We start from the raw sequence: 15,017 nt of genomic DNA on the forward strand, positions 1-15,017 counted from the left end.
CTCAGGTCTCTCCAAGCCAGAATGTATCCGGCATGTAGACACCGAAATAGGCGGTCGGGTCGTAGCCGTAGAGCGCCTTGTCAGGCAGATTGCGTAGCCGTGAGGACGCCAGAACCGGCTGGTGCGTTCCGTTCACCGTGCCGATCGAAAACACCTGATCGGTGTAGATCGACAGCATCGAATTCCAGATCTCGGCGCGCTCCGCGGCCGCGGTCGATGCGTTCCAGCGCTTGAGTAAAGCCATCAACTCGACCACAGGCGGAAGATCGGGCGCCTCACCGAGCGTGCCGCGAGACAAGTAGTGGGCACCCCAGAGCGGCCATTGCAGTTGGTCGTCGACGGTGGGGGCCAGTTGGTAGGGGTTCATGTCGGCGGTCGGCACGCCATTGTCGATGCCCGACCACATCGACATCATGATCTCGCCGCCAAGCGCGCGGCTGCGGAAGATGTCGCGCTGCGAAGTCCGGATGAACAGGGCAATGCCGATCTGGCGCCAGTGATCGGTGATGAGTTCGAGCGCGTCGGTTTCCAGCGTGCTTTCGCCGGCCGTTTCCACTATGATTTGCGCCGGGCGTCCGTCGGACAGTATTCGCAGGCCGTCATCGTCACGCGCCTGAAGCCCGACCTCGTCGAGCAGGGCATTAGCCTGGTCGGGATCATGGGCAACCCAGGCTTTCGCAAATTCCGGCCGGTAGAGCGGGCTCTCCGGCAGGACCGTATCGGCACTTTCCTGCGCCAATCCATAGAACACGGCCATATTGATCTCGCGCCTGTCCACAGCAAGCGAAAGTGCGCGGCGCACGCGCATATCGCGAAAAAGGCCACGCCACACCTGGTCGGCACAATTCAGATTGGGCAGCAGCGCCAGCCGCGAACCCTGTGTGCGCTTCCAGAGATGCATCTTCACCGGGTAGCGCTTCTCCGCATCCTTCAGGAAGGAGTAATCTGTGAAATCAATTCCCATGCCTTGCAGGTCGCTCTCGCCTGCACCGGTCTTAGCGGAAATGATCGCCGACGAGCTGACATTCATCACAATCCGGTCAACATAGGGAAGTTGCCGGCCATTCTCGTCTATTCGATGAAAGAATGGGTTCCGCTCGAAGACGAACTGCTCGGCCGGCGGCTTGGTCCTGTTCTGCCAGGGATCGAGCGTCGGCAGATCCGGGTTCTCCGGGCGATACTGCCGCGACATGCGGATATGCAGGAGCGTCCATTTCTTGGCCCGGTTCTCCTCCATTAGGCCGGCGAGCCGGAATGGATCCTGGTATTTCTTGTGGAACTGCTTGAGATAGGCGGCCGGCAGAACAAGCGATAGCGGCGAAGCGGCAGCGAGCTTGGGCAGGAAGTCGGGATTGGGCGCATCCCAACTATACCGGACCGTCAACGGATCGACGATCTCGAAGCGTGGCGGCTTGCCGTCCGCCAGCAAGGTCGGGGCGAGCCCGCCTTGCGAAAGCTCATCATTCAGCCAGACATCTTCCCAGCAATAGCGAAAATCCTCCGGCGTCAGCAGGCTACCGTCGGACCATTTATGTGCTTCCCGTATCTTGAAAGTGAAGACGCGATCGTCCGCTACGTCGAAACTTTCGAGAATGTCGGGTTGGAGGTTAAGCTTTTCGTCATAGCCGACCAGGCGAGCATATCCGTAGATCGTCATCATTCGGATATCTTTCTGGCTGCCGATGATCGTGCGCAGCGTGCCGCCATACTGGCCGGGCTGCCGGCCCATCGCAGCGAGGTTCAACACGCGCGGACTCTTGGGCAAACGTTCGGAGAGTGCAGGCAGCGCCAGGGCCTTCAGCAGCGGCTGAAGAAATTCCGGTTCCAGATCGCTGGCGCGCAACGTGCTCGGCACAAATGCCGAAGCCATGAGTCCAAGGACGGTGCGCCGGCTGATCAATGGCGTAGCTCGCTGACATCGGCCGAACGTCGGGCCAGCACAAGGTGGCCGCCGCCAAGATCGAGCGGCGACAGCATGTCCTCTTCGCCCTCGTCGCGGAATTGCGGTCCCCATGCGCTGGTGTCGGAAGCGCCGCTGAGCTTCAGTGTCTTAAAATCCATCGGCCTGTCGAGATCGGGGAAAGGTACTGCGGCGACCAGTGAGCGCGTGTAGGGATGGACCGGTTTCCTTAGCAGAATTTCGCGCGGCGCAAGCTCGACAATACGTCCGCCGCACATCACCGCGATGCGGTCTGCCATGTAGTCCACCACCGCCAGGTTGTGCGATATGAACAGGTAGGTCAGGCCCAGTTCCTTCTGCAGATCCTTCAGAAGGTTCAGGATTTGCGCCTGGACGGAGACATCGAGCGCCGAAACCGGCTCGTCGCAGATCAGGAGTTCAGGCCCCAGCGCCAACGCGCGCGCGATGCCGATACGCTGACGCTGCCCGCCGGAGAAACTGTGCGGATAACGCTTGATGAAGCGGGGATCGAGCCCGATTGCCTGCATCAGGCTCTTGACCGTGGCGAGTCTGGATGCGGCGTTGCCACGTTGATGGATTTCCAGCGGCTCGCTCAAGATGTTCTCCACAGTCATACGAGGTGAAAGCGACGAAACCGGATCCTGGAAGACCATCTGGATTTTCGCGCGCAGCATGCGCAGAGTGCCTCCCTCGCCTTCCAAGACGTCGATCGGTCCATCGCGGCCGTTGAAGATCACAGAGCCACCGCTAGGGGTGACAGCCCGCATGAGTATCTTGCTGACGGTGGTTTTGCCGGAGCCGCTTTCGCCGACCAGACCCAAGCACTCACCCCGCCTGATATCGAAGCTCACGCCGTCCACGGCGCGAACAGAGGTCTGATGATTCCCGCCGAACCATCCGGACTTGCGGATGGTGAAGGTCTTTTGCAGATCCCTGACCGACAGCAGGATGTCTTCCGGCCCCTTCGACGCCGGCGCCGTCTGCTTGCCGAGCAGATTCTCGACATTCACCGGCACCTCGCGGAGCGCCTTTAGCCTTTCGCCAGGCTTCAGCTCGAAATGCGGAACGGCTGCCATCAGGCCCTTCAGGTACGGATGACCTGGCCGGCGAAATATCGCTTCGACAGGTCCCGCTTCCATGATCTCGCCGTGGTAGATGACCACCACCTCGTCGGCGACATTGGCGACCACGCCGAGGTCGTGGGTGATCAGCAGCATCGCCATGTTCAGCTTGGTCTGAAGCCCGCGCAGCAATTGCAGGATTTGCGCCTGGATGGTGACGTCCAGCGCCGTCGTCGGCTCGTCGGCGATCAACAGGGCGGGCCGGCAGATAAGCGCCATGGCGATCATGGCGCGCTGACGCAATCCTCCTGAAAGTTCAAAGGGATACATATCATAGGCGCGCTTGGGATTGGGAAAGCCGACAAGGCTGAGCATTTCCTCGGTCCGTGCCTTGCGCTCCGCCCGAGCCATGGGCGTATGAATCTGCAGGGATTCGCTGACCTGGTTGCCGATCGTGTGCAGCGGTGACAGCGATGTCATCGGCTCCTGAAAGATCTTGCCGATGCGGCTGCCTCTCAACGCCCGGATTTCGGGGCCATCACGCGGCATCTTCAGGATATCCTGCGTCGTTCCGGGCTTTTCAGGATCGGAAAACAGGATACGGCCGCGAACGTGGGCTGAACTGGGCAAAATGCCCATCACTGCCTGGCTGAGAACCGATTTTCCGGAACCCGACTCGCCCACAAGCGCGGTAACCTTGCCGGGCAAAACGCGAAGATTTGCGCGCCTGACGGCATGCAACGGTCCGCCGATGATGGCAAAAGAGATGCCAACATCTTCGATCCGCAGCAGATCAACACCTGAATTCATTCCACACCAGCCCCACTCTGGTAGTCCAGAAAGTGAGACTAGCGCATTGCCAGTTTAGAGCAACTTGGATTCGAAACGGTCGCCAGTGGCGGAACCGGCGGCCGGACTGCCTACCGAAGGCGTTCGGATTTTACTGAAGCTTCCTCGGGTCGCCGGCCGACAGCCGCGCGGTATCGCGGTGAAGCAGCATGACCTGCTCGGCGTCGGATCTTCGGTCGTAAATCGGCTCCAGGGCACCATCTTCATCGAGTGCGAGAGCACCCGACAGATCGGGTGAAAGCACCGTCAGCTTCTTGATGCCCGCCAGTTCCTCGTTGCCGAGCGTCAGCCAGTTGTTAGCGCCGCAATAGCTGGCGAAGTCTTTGCTGGCCAGAACGCTGTGCGGATATTTCTTGGTCAGGGTCTGGAGGCGCTGGACCTCGTTTACAGCCGATCCGAAGACTGAGAATGTGAGCCGGTCGGTAAGCCCGACATTTCCGAACATCACGTTGCCGACATGCAGGCCGATGCCGAATTTTATGTCGGACAACCCCTTTTCCTTTCTTCGCACATTGAGATCCGTCATGCGCGACGTGGCCTTGTGTGCTGCCGCAAGAGCAGCCTGGCAGGCGATCTCGGACTGTGAGCGGTGCCTTTCGCAAGGGTAGACGGCAATGAAGCCATCTCCTATGAAACTCATGATCTGCCCGCCTTTGCGATTGAAAGGTGCGGCAACGGCGTCGAAAAACTGGTTCAGCGTATCGATATAGATTTCGCGGCCGGCGGTTTCGGCAAGCCTTGACGACCCGCGCATATCGCCCATGACCAACGCGGCCCGGATTGTATCGCCCTCGCCGCGCTTGATCTGACCGTCAAGCACGCGCCTGCCAGCGTCGCCGCCGAGATAAGTGGTCATCATGTTGTCGGCGAGCTTGGTGAGCACCGCCATCTTGGTGGCGATAGCGAGATGGCTCTGGATGCGCAGCAGCGCCGAAATCATGCTGTCGCTGAAGCCCGCGGCGCTGTCGGTGGACCAGGATCCCATCATGCCCTGACTGGTGTTGCCGCTGAAGGGATGGACGAAAGCCATGTAATCGGTGATGCCCATAAGCCGGAGGTCATCGAAAACAGGAAACTCCGACGGCACCGACGGGTCGAGCCGGCGTCGCAGATGGTCGAGCTTATTGCTGAGCAGATGGTAGTATGGACTGGTCAGGAATCTGTCAGACGGCACGCCGGCCTGCTTGCGGAAGCCTTCCACTTCCATGCCCTGGCCGCGAACCCAGGTGAAGCCGAGCGCGTCATAAAGCGGATGAAGCATCGAGAAGCTCAGGTGCACCCGCTTCAGCGGCAGGCCGGCAGCAGCCAGCCGTTCGCAAAAGCCATTTACCAATGTCTCCAGGTCGTTGCCCGCCAGCGCCGATTGGTTCAGCCAATCGGCAACCTTATCCATGAGAATGGTGGAAATTTCTGCTTGCGCTGTGCTCATGCTATCTCGAAACCCGTGGAAGACGGAGCCATTATCCTCTGATCTGCCATAACACAGTCCGCCAACGACCAACCGATAAGACACCCGAAGTCAACAAGACCGGCCTCGGTGGCAAAAGCGGCGAAGAATTTCCCGGATGACTATCCTTGCGGCCAAGGGGAAGGCGTAAATGCGTCTGTGTTCTGCGGCGTTTATGTGGCGAGGCAGCCGGCGGAGTGCAACCACGATCCTGACACCGCGCAAGAAATTCGCCGGCTCAGATGCCGTCAGGCCTTCACCACCGTCTCTCGGTCCAGCCCGAGGCGGCCAAAAACATTGCGTGTGTCGACGATCAGAAGAGCGTGATCAGCGATCGCCTGATAGTCGATCGCGTCGTGGTCGGTTGCAACGAGGACAGCATCGAAGTCCTTCAAGGCCGCCTTGGTCAATTCGACCGAGCGACGCCCTTTAATCGCCATGTGCTCCCGTGTGCTCGGGATCTCGGTAACATGCGGATCGTGGAATTCCGCCTTGCCGCCCCATTCCTCGATGAGTTCAATGAGCCGCAATGAAGGGCTTTCGCGGATGTCGGGTACATTTTTCTTGTAGGCGAGCCCGATGATGAGAATACGCGAGCGGCTGAGCGCCTTGCCGCAGCGCCGGTCCAGCGCCTTCGCCAGCTCATCGACCACATGACGCGGCATTGCCGTATTGATCTCTGCCGCCAGCTCGATGAAGCGGGTCGGCAGTTCGTATTCGCGCGCCTTCCACGTCAGGTAGAAGGGATCGATCGGAACGCAGTGCCCGCCAAGTCCGGGGCCAGGATAGAAAGGCATGTAGCCGAAAGGCTTGCTCTTTGCCGCCTCGATCACCTCCCAGATGTCGATGCCCATCGCACCGAGCACGACCTTCAACTCGTTGACCAGGGCTATGTTGACCGAGCGGAAGATGTTTTCCGTCAGCTTGACCGCCTCGGCGGTCGCCGTGGTGGAGACCGGAACGACGGTGTTGACCACGCCCTGGTAGAAAGCCTGCACGAGCGTCGCCGCTTCAATGCCGTCGCCTGCCACAACCTTGGGGATCGTCGCGACTTCAAAGCTGCGGTTCCCGGGATCCTCGCGTTCGGGCGAGAAGCCGAGGAAGAAGTCTATCTTCGATCGCAAGCCGGTTTCTTCCAGTATGGGCTTGATCACGTCGTCGGTGGTGCCTGGATAGGTGGTCGATTCCAGCACGATCAGCTGGCCGAGACGCAGATGCTTCGCGATGGTGCCTGCCGTGTTCCTGACAAAGGAGAGGTCCGGCTCACGGTTTTTCGTCAGCGGTGTCGGAACGCAGATTATGATGACATCGCAGACGGCCAGTTCGGCAAAATCCGCGGTGGCGCGGAACTGTCCGCTCGCCACCTGGCCGGCAAGGGCTGTCGACGTCACCGCCTCAATGTAGGATTGGCCGCTGTTCAGGCTCTCGACCTTCTGCGCTTCGATGTCGAAGCCAAAAACCGGGAAGCCGGCGCGTGCGATCGCAACCGCCAGCGGCAACCCGACATAGCCCAGTCCGATCACGCCGACTTGCGCTGCTCGCGTCGAAATCCGGTTCAGAAGACGGTCATATGTCGATCGCGAGGCGTCCAAAAATCTGCTTTCCGTCAATTCGGACAGGCCGTCCGCATCCATGGCGAGGCTCACCCGGCCCCAAGAACCCCGAGACATTATGCGGAAAATTGATTTCTGCAAGCCGTCGTCAGACCAGCACCTTCGCCTTCAGGCCTGCGGCAGCCATCGCATAGCCGCCGGCGGCGCCATCGATGAAATGAACGTGATCGCGCTGCAGCGGCGAGGCGACGAGGCATGTCATCAAAGCCGATTTCTGGCGGTGCAGGCCATAGTTGCAGATGCCTGCCCCTTCCGCCTGTTTCAGGCGGTTCTCGATCCGTTGCAACACATCCGCGTCAACGTCGATGGTCATCTTCAAGCCGTCGTCGAACTTCCGGAAATCGGAATTGCTGGCCACGTCGCGTTTGTAGATCTTCGGGTCGAAACTGCCGATCGTCCAGCCATATCTATCGGTGACAGCCGTAAGCGTCATCAGGAAAACTACCCACAGCTTCGACAGCCACCGCCGTCCTGCCGGCGCCGTGGCCCGCGCCTCGATATCGAGGCCGGCGGGCAGCAAACTGTAGCTCGGACCGTCCACCGGCACCGGGTGGCCATCACGTTCCTGCCTGCTGGCAAGGGCGATGATGTCGGAAACCAGAATCTGAAAACCGCGCAAGTCGCGCGAGGCACCCGGTATGGCTATAATCGAGACGATCTCGCCATGTCGGGCTTCGATCGGGTTCCAGCGGCAGGAGAGGCCGGTCAGATCCGGCCGTGCGCCAGCCGGCGCAGGATCGATGCGGTAGCGCCCCGCTTTCATCTCGGCTTCCGCCCAACTGCCGCCACCGCCGGCGAACATGGCATAGAAGACCGCTTCGGAGGCTTGGAACCTCGCCACGCGAACGTCGAGGCCTTGCGCTCTTATATCCTTTATCGGCACGATTGCGGCACGCAAGGTCAGGTCCAGTTCGTCCGCCACCCATCTCTGGACAGCCGCCAGCGCGTTGCGCGTGATCTCCAGCGCCGAGCCTGGAAACGCCACTAGCGCGCCGTCGCCGCCGAACACAAAGGGAAGATCTTGCCGACCCAGCGCATTCAGCAGCGCCGAAATGACGCTGGCGCCGGCCATATTGACGGTTTTATAGCGCCCAGCCTCGATCGCCTTGGTCGAGCCGACAATGTCTGCGGCGGCCAGCGCCCAGCCATCGGGGAGCGGTCGATAGTTGTCGATATCGGCAACGCTTTCGAACTTTGCGAAGACCGGCAGAGAAGCGACAAACGTGTTGGACGCGGCAGCTGTTTCCATGAGCATGAGATAGCACATTCCACTGCTTGAAGGTGAAGTCGATCGTGCTTCGAAATTGACTTGCCCTGGCTTTCCGATGATAGGGTCCGGCGATGCGAATTGCCTTCTACGCGCCGCTGAAGTCACCCAATCATCCCGTTGCCTCCGGCGACCGCCAGATGGCACGGGCGCTGGTCAAGGCGCTGAAGCATGGAGGGCATAGCGTCGAACTGGCATCCGAATTACGCTTCTATTTACGCGAACCGGAGCCGAAAAGTTTCGATGCGCTCAAGATCGAGGCCCGAGACGAAGCCGCGCGGCTGACAAGGCTTTGGGATCGTCACGGCAAGCCCGATCTCTGGTTCTCCTATCATCCCTATTACAAAGCGCCGGACCTGATCGGGCCCGAGCTGGCGTCGGCCTTTGCTGTCCCCTACGTGACAGCGGAAGCCTCCTATTCGAGGCGGCGCAACGCCGGTTTGTGGGCCGATACGCAAGCGTTGGTGGCGCGAGCCGTCGAACAGGCGGCGCTGAACATCTGCTTCACGCAAAGGGATCGTCAGGGACTGGCAGATGCGATACCCGGCGCCGCTCTCGGCATGCTTTCGCCCTTTATCGACACATCCGTATTCCGGGAAGGGCCGGCACGGGGTTGTCCGAAGCGTCTCGTTACCGTTGCCATGATGCGCCCGGGCGACAAAGTCGAGAGCTATCGCATGCTGGCGCAAGCGCTCGGTTCGATCGAACACCCGCCCTGGACCATGTCGGTCGTGGGGGACGGGCCTGCTCGTGAAGAGGTCAAAGCGCAATTCGCCGGCTTGCCCGCCGATCGTATCGAATGGCTCGGCGCGATTGAGCCGGCGGCGGTGCCGGATGTCCTCTACAGGGGGGGAATTTACGTCTGGCCGGGTTTCGGCGAGGCCTATGGCGTTGCCTATCTTGAAGCACAAGCCGCCGGCCTTCCGGTGGTGGCTCAGGACATCGCCGGCGTGCCGGAGGTCGTGCGGGACGGCCAGACCGGGTTTCTCACCCCGCCGGGCGATGTGGCGGCGTTCGCTTCTGCCATTGAAAGGCTTCTGGCCCGTAACGACGAAAGAACCATCATGGCCGCAGAAGCCAGACGTTTCATCCTCGAAGAACGTTCCCTGGGTGCTGCAGCAGCTCGCCTGGCCGAACTTCTTGCGAATATCCCGCTTTCATGACATCCGATCCGACCTGGCAGCCCTTGTTGGACGAACTGGCGTGCTGGCAACGGGCCGACCGCAAGGCGGAGTTCTGGCTGCGCGATGATGACGCCGTGGATCCGACGCCTGCGCTTGATCGGCTGCTCGACCTCACCGGTGAATTCGGGGTTCCGGTCACTCTGGCCGTCATTCCGGCCCTGACTGATGAGAAGCTTGTCGTCCGGCTTGACGAGGCGCCGCATGCCACGGTCGCCATCCATGGCTGGGCGCACCGAAATCATGCGCCCGAGGACCAGAAAAAGCAGGAGCTCGGTCCGCATCGGCCACCCGAGGCGGTGCTCGATGATCTGGCTCGCGGGCTGGCGCGAGTAACCGGCCTGCACGGCGCACGTGCCGTTCCGATGCTGGTGCCACCCTGGAACAGGATCGACGCCGGCTTGGTATCCGCCCTTGGATCGATAGGATTTGCGGCATTGTCGGTCTTTGGGCGGCCGAAGCCGGCTTCACTGCCGTTCATCAACAGCAATGTCGACGTCATGGATTGGCATGGCACGCGCGGTTGCCGCGATCATGGCCTATTGCTTCAGGCTATAATCGCGCAATTGCAGCATGCATTCGATGGCGGCGAACCGGTCGGTCTGCTCACTCACCATCTCGTGCATGATGGATCGGCATGGCTTTTCCTCGAACGGCTGTTCGCAGTCACCGCACAGACTGAAGCCTGCGCATGGCTTCCGATCAGGACATTGATCGAGCGCGGCGCCGGTAGAGGAAAATAGCTCAGCGCTTTTTGTGCAATGAGACTGGAAATTTGAGCATCTGGCCATCCCGCGCGGCAAAAGCGCCGGCAAACCTGTCTTTGGCCAGTTTCTCGATCTCCTCCAGTTCCTCGTCGGTGCGTGTCGGATCGTGGTGAAACAGCGCAAGCCGCCGCGCACCGGCCGCCTCACAGAGCTTGACACCCTGTTGCCATGTCGAGTGCCCGTTACCACGGCGGTGTTCCATTTCGTCCTCGGTGTAGGTGCAATCGTAAATGACGAGGTCGGCATCTTCGATCAGGCCGAGCACCGTCTGATCGAGTTTGCCCGGTTCGTGCTCAGTGTCTGTGATAACCGCCACGACGCGGCCGCCCCATTCGACCCGGTAGCCTATGCTGTTGCCTGGATGGACAAGACTGCCGGTTCGGACCATCACCCCTTCGCGCGGCCGAAGCACGTCTCCGGATACGAAATCGCGGCAGTCGAGGCTTGCCTTGCAGATATCCAGTTTCACCGGAAACCACGGCGGCCGCATGAACGCATCGACCATCTGGTGGGTCGTCATGCGTCCTGCAAGATGCCCTGACCAAAGCGTGAGCTTGACGCATCGGTCGTAGATCGGCGCAAAAACCGGTAGCCCGATGATGTGATCGTAATGGCAATGGGTGAAAAGCAGGTCGAAATCGGTCACGCCCGACGCTCGAAGCGCCCTGCCGGCAGGCCGCAGGCCCGAACCCGCGTCGAACAGAAGCGTATGCTCACCGCATCGCATCTCGATGCAGATTGTGTTGCCGCCATAGCGAGAGAATTCCGGCCCCGATACCGGAATGCTGCCGCGCACGCCCCAAAACTTGACCAGGAAATCCATGCTATTTTTCGCTCATCGTAGCTAAACAACTGCTGCTAGGCGCTTCGTGCGTCGATCAGATCCGCAGTCGTATGGCTTAGGCGATCGGCAAGAACCCGCAATATCTCGATGGTCATTTCCGGGAACTCCTTCATAAGCCTCAGGAAATGATCCTTGCGGATTCTCAGGGCTTCCAGCTGACTTGCCGCTCTGACTGTGGCGGTGCGGGAGCTGTTGCACAATATGGCGATCTCGCCGACGATCGAATTTGGCATCAATTCGGCAACCTTTATCGGCCCGCTGTCGGAATCGACCAGAATATCCGCGCTGCCTGAAAGAATGACATAGGCGGCGTCTCCCTCGTCGCCTTGCCGGAAAAGGATCTGCCCTGCGCTGTAGCTCACGCGATCTGATGTGAACGCAAGCAGTTTGAGTTTTGCGAGCTCGATGCCAGAGAACAAGGGAACGCGTTGCAGCATTCCAACTTCATCCTTCAGCAGCATTGTCGCAAACCTTCCCAAAATTCGCGTTTGCCAGGCTATGACAGAAGTTCCTTGAAGATACCGTTTTCTGCCAAAAGTTTCTCGTGTGTTCCGTCTTCCACCAATTGACCCGCATCGAAGACGATAACGCGATCGAACATCATCGCCATTGCCGGATTCGTCACCACCCACACAATTGCCGGCGAATGGCCGTCGCGTCTGGCTTCCTCGAGCACGTTTCGCAGCACCTTGTCCTGCACGCGCTGGTCGAGCGCTGACAGCGGCCGGTTGAGAATGAGAAAATCGGGACGCTTGAGCAGGGCCCGGGCAACATCGAGCTTCTGTCGCTGTCCACCGGTCAGCCGCCTGCCGCCGGCGCCGACGTTGAAGTCCAGGCCGACGTTCAGAAGCTCGGCATAAAGGCCCAGTTCGTCAAGAATATCATAGACAATGGAGCGTATGCGGTCCGGCGCGTCGGGATGATTGTTGCCCACGCGCCCGAACAGGACATTGTCCATGACGGTGGCCGCGGCAATGTATTTGGCAGGATCATACCGTTCGACCGCATTTTGCAGGTCGGGCGGAAGATCTTCATAGAACTGGTTGCGAGCGGCGACGATCTTGCTCATCAGCTCGTCGGTCAGCAGGCCGAAGCGGTGCCGGGGCTCGATATAGGCGAAGCTCAAGGTGATGATCATAGCGCGGTCGGCCTCTGAAACCGCCTCGTAGGGACGGTTCTTGAGCCGTTGCAGCAAGGTTTCGTAGGCGGGTATCTCCTCGGCGCTCATGAAGGCGAGCTGCTGGAAGAAGGGGTGATCGGGCGGCAGGTCGGCAAACAGCTCGATCGCCTGTTCGGCGATCTCCATGCCCATTTCGTAGAGTGTCCGGTCGAGGCCGGCTTGCTTCAGCACAGACGCAAAATAGGGATTGGCCGCCAGAGCCCTGTCGGCCAGTTCGGGGCCGGCGGCAGCGCCGAAGAGCAGGTTCTGGCCAATCGCCGCTTCCTTGTTGTAGGCGCCCGGTTCGAAAGGAACCACCAGTCCGCTCAGCCCTTCTTGTTCCAGCCGGGTTCGCAGCGCCGCACGCAGTTCGACGATCCGCCCGGCAAGCTTCGTGTGACGCGTGAGGTCGGCCGAAGAGCGCAAGCCAAGATCCAGAATGTCGCGCGACAGAAGAACCGCGTCGAGCACCTGGCGCACGGCTTCAAAGAGGTCGTGCGGGCCGGTAGCGCCGGCGGATGCATAGTTGATCCAGTCGCTGTGGATATCGAGATCCGGATTGCCCGACCGGCGCGCCTCTTCGATGTTCCAACGCTGCTGGTCTGCCGCGGCACCGTCGTAAGTCACCGATGTCAGCGGCGCATGCTTCAACCCGTAGAGCAGATTATCGCGGAGGCTTGCCTGGAACAGGAAAACATCCGACGAGGCGTAGGACATACGCCGGCCGGTCACTGCTTCGGGGAGTTCAAGCAGGTCATCGGCGCCCGAAGTGACCTTTCCACTGTCCGGCCAGTTCAGCCGCGCGAAGGCTTCCGCAAGCGCCTCCGCGCCGCCTGTTGCGGTGCTGACCAGCGCCACCGTCTCACCCGGCTTGACCTGCAGGGAGATACGGTTGATGAGCATTGCGCCGCCATCGTCTGCTATGGACAGACCGATCGCCGAAAGGGGGTCGGTCATCGGACCGGGATCGTCGACGGTCAGTGCTCCGATTCCCGGCGCAATGAGGCCCTCGACGGTGAACTGTTCAACGACCTGCTGATATTTGACCTGGACATCCTGCCGATCCTGATCCCAGTCGATCAGTTCCTTCATGGGTCCAGGCAGGTCCTTGTAGGCGCCGATCACGGCCACGAGCTGGCCGACATCCAGCCGTCCTCCGATAACCAGGTACCCGCCAATCATGTAGAACAGAAAGGGCGTGAGCTGCGCGAGAAAATTGTTGAGGAACTTCACCATGAATTTCCATTGGTAAAGATCGAAGCGGATCTTGAAGATGAGCCCGAGCCGGGATGCTATGTCGGCGCGCTCGTAGTTTGACGTATCGTGGACGTGAACCGCGCCGATGCCGTCGACGATTTCGCCAACCCGGCCCGAAAGCGCGCGCGCTGTCAACTGCCGTTGGCGCCCGAGCACGAGCAGCCGCCGCCGCATTCGCGGGATGAGCACGATCTGGATCACCACGATCACGACCGCTATCATTCCGAGCCAGACGTTCTGGACCATGATAAACAGCATGGCCGTCAGCGCCTGGCCGCCGAGCAGCACCGGCTGCAGGAAGGCATCGCCGATGAAGCCGCCCAGCGGCTCTACCTCGTCCTTCACCATGGTCGCCACTTCGGCGGATTTCACCCGCTTGAAGTAGATAGGCGGAAACCGCAGCACACGATCGACCAGATCGAAGCGGATACGGCGCAGCATGCGCTCGCCGAGGCGGCCCTTGTAGGTGTTGATGTAGAGTTTGAACAAGCCGTTGATGACGACTAGCAAGAGGAACACAATGCTCAGGGCAAGCAGCGTTGCCTTGCGGCCGAGCTGAAAACCGGAGAACAACAGGACCTCGCCAATGAACGGCAGGTTATAGTGCAACCTCATGAATGGCTGGGTCGAGCCCGGTTGCTCGAAGCCCCTGCCCTGGATCGGGCCGTTGACGATCAGCTTCGGCAGGTCGAAGGACATGAAATAGGGGATCATCGACAGCAGGACGATCATCAATATCCAGATCTGCTGCTTCTTGGTGTGCGTCCAGATATATCTGGCTAGGCTGGGTTCCATATGCGGCTGTGGACCCTTCAGTTGGAAGGATGCAGGATGTAAAAGCACCTGCTGGCGAATGGCGTATCGGCAATTTCTTCGTCGCCAATGACAAGCTCGAAGCTGCAGTGCACGGAGGTAGTGCTGCGCTCAGCAAGATTGCGTTGTGTCGCCCGAAATCCCAACATACAAGGCGACTATGATGGATGTCACGCAACCGCGCAATGCCGGCATGGACGGGCACGAGCAAGCCTTGGACCTCACCCGAGGAATTGCTGCCTATGTCAAAAGCCCTCTCGTGGCTGGGCTGGCGCGGGTCATCGCCAAGCACCCGAAGGCCGATATCGCCAACGCCTTCAACCACAAGCAGGTTGCCTGCAAGATGTGGGCGCTCGACAGGCTGTTCGAAAGCTGCGGCGGCCGGTTCGGGCGCCTGTGGATTCTGGGTGGATGGTACGGCGTATTGCCGGCAATGCTTTTCAACGACGGCCGCTTCGACATCGCGGCGGTCGATAGCATCGACATCGATCCCGACGTCGCGCCGGTCGCCCGGACCCTCAACCGGGAAGCCGGCGACAGGTTCCGGGCGCTGACAGCAGATATGTATGCACTCGACTATGCGGCCGGGCGGCCCGACCTGGTGGTCAATACGAGCTGCGAACACATTGCCGACCTGCGCGCATGGCTTGCTCTGCTTCCGCGGGGCGCGAATGTACTGCTGCAATCGAACGATTATTTCAGCGAGCCGACACACATCAACTGCGTGGCTTCACTTGCGGCCTTCGAAGCAATGGCGGCGCTACGGGAGGTGCGGTTCTCCGGCGAACTGCCGACAAAAAATTATACGCGCTTCATGCTGATTGGAACTGTTTGACGC

General features: G+C 60.3%; 11 protein-coding genes. 3 read left to right on the top strand and 8 right to left on the bottom strand.

Annotated elements, in window-relative coordinates:
- Position 1: 1 nt before the first annotated feature.
- The 5 genes from RFM68_RS00610 to RFM68_RS00630 all read right to left on the bottom strand — a co-directional run bounded on the left by RFM68_RS00610 (position 2) and on the right by RFM68_RS00630 (position 8,158).
- Entirely contained in the window at positions 2-1,900 is a 1,899-nt protein-coding gene (locus RFM68_RS00610) for an ABC transporter substrate-binding protein (protein ID WP_320230724.1), read from the bottom strand.
- Positions 1,897-3,792 carry an ABC transporter ATP-binding protein gene (locus RFM68_RS00615; RefSeq protein WP_320230725.1) on the bottom strand — a complete coding sequence of 632 codons (1,896 nt, stop codon included), beginning with the start codon at positions 3,790-3,792 and terminating at the stop codon, positions 1,897-1,899. The genes RFM68_RS00610 and RFM68_RS00615 overlap by 4 nt, the downstream gene beginning before the upstream one ends.
- A 130-nt stretch (positions 3,793-3,922) precedes the next feature.
- Positions 3,923-5,260 carry an adenylate/guanylate cyclase domain-containing protein gene (locus tag RFM68_RS00620; RefSeq protein WP_320230726.1) on the bottom strand — a complete coding sequence of 446 codons (1,338 nt, stop codon included), beginning with the start codon at positions 5,258-5,260 and terminating at the stop codon, positions 3,923-3,925.
- 266 nt (positions 5,261-5,526) lie between these two features.
- Positions 5,527-6,912 (bottom strand): nucleotide sugar dehydrogenase, encoded by a 1,386-nt coding sequence (locus tag RFM68_RS00625; protein WP_320230727.1) that lies wholly within the window; start codon positions 6,910-6,912, stop codon positions 5,527-5,529.
- A gap of 67 nt (positions 6,913-6,979) precedes the next feature.
- Positions 6,980-8,158 carry a DUF3095 domain-containing protein gene (locus RFM68_RS00630; protein ID WP_320230728.1) on the bottom strand — a complete coding sequence of 393 codons (1,179 nt, stop codon included), beginning with the start codon at positions 8,156-8,158 and terminating at the stop codon, positions 6,980-6,982.
- Positions 8,159-8,232: 74 nt separating this feature from the next.
- On the opposite strand from RFM68_RS00630, the gene RFM68_RS00635 reads away from it, so the two are divergent.
- Positions 8,233-9,321 carry a glycosyltransferase family 4 protein gene (locus RFM68_RS00635; RefSeq protein WP_320230729.1) on the top strand — a complete coding sequence of 363 codons (1,089 nt, stop codon included), beginning with the start codon at positions 8,233-8,235 and terminating at the stop codon, positions 9,319-9,321.
- On the top strand, positions 9,318-10,082 hold the full coding sequence (locus RFM68_RS00640) for a polysaccharide deacetylase family protein (protein ID WP_320230730.1): 765 nt from the start codon (positions 9,318-9,320) through the stop codon (positions 10,080-10,082). Before RFM68_RS00635 ends, RFM68_RS00640 begins: the two co-directional genes overlap by 4 nt.
- A gap of 1 nt (position 10,083) precedes the next feature.
- On the opposite strand, the gene RFM68_RS00645 is transcribed toward RFM68_RS00640, so the two are convergent.
- The 3 genes from RFM68_RS00645 to RFM68_RS00655 are packed head-to-tail and all read right to left on the bottom strand — an operon-like array spanning position 10,084 to position 14,161.
- On the bottom strand, positions 10,084-10,929 hold the full coding sequence (locus tag RFM68_RS00645) for an MBL fold metallo-hydrolase (RefSeq protein ID WP_320230731.1): 846 nt from the start codon (positions 10,927-10,929) through the stop codon (positions 10,084-10,086).
- A 35-nt stretch (positions 10,930-10,964) separates the two neighbouring features.
- The gene (locus tag RFM68_RS00650) at positions 10,965-11,411 is read right to left on the bottom strand and encodes a cyclic nucleotide-binding domain-containing protein (RefSeq protein ID WP_320230732.1); all 447 of its coding nucleotides are present in this window, start codon (positions 11,409-11,411) and stop codon (positions 10,965-10,967) included.
- A 35-nt stretch (positions 11,412-11,446) separates the two neighbouring features.
- A complete protein-coding gene (locus RFM68_RS00655; RefSeq protein WP_320230733.1) occupies positions 11,447-14,161 on the bottom strand; it encodes an ABC transporter transmembrane domain-containing protein in 2,715 nt (904 codons plus the stop codon).
- Between the two features lie 181 nt (positions 14,162-14,342).
- On the opposite strand from RFM68_RS00655, the gene RFM68_RS00660 reads away from it, so the two are divergent.
- Positions 14,343-15,014 (top strand): class I SAM-dependent methyltransferase, encoded by a 672-nt coding sequence (locus RFM68_RS00660; RefSeq protein WP_320231035.1) that lies wholly within the window; start codon positions 14,343-14,345, stop codon positions 15,012-15,014.
- Positions 15,015-15,017: the final 3 nt, after the last annotated feature.

Source organism: Mesorhizobium montanum (assembly GCF_033977145.1).
GTDB lineage: Bacteria > Pseudomonadota > Alphaproteobacteria > Rhizobiales > Rhizobiaceae > Mesorhizobium > Mesorhizobium montanum.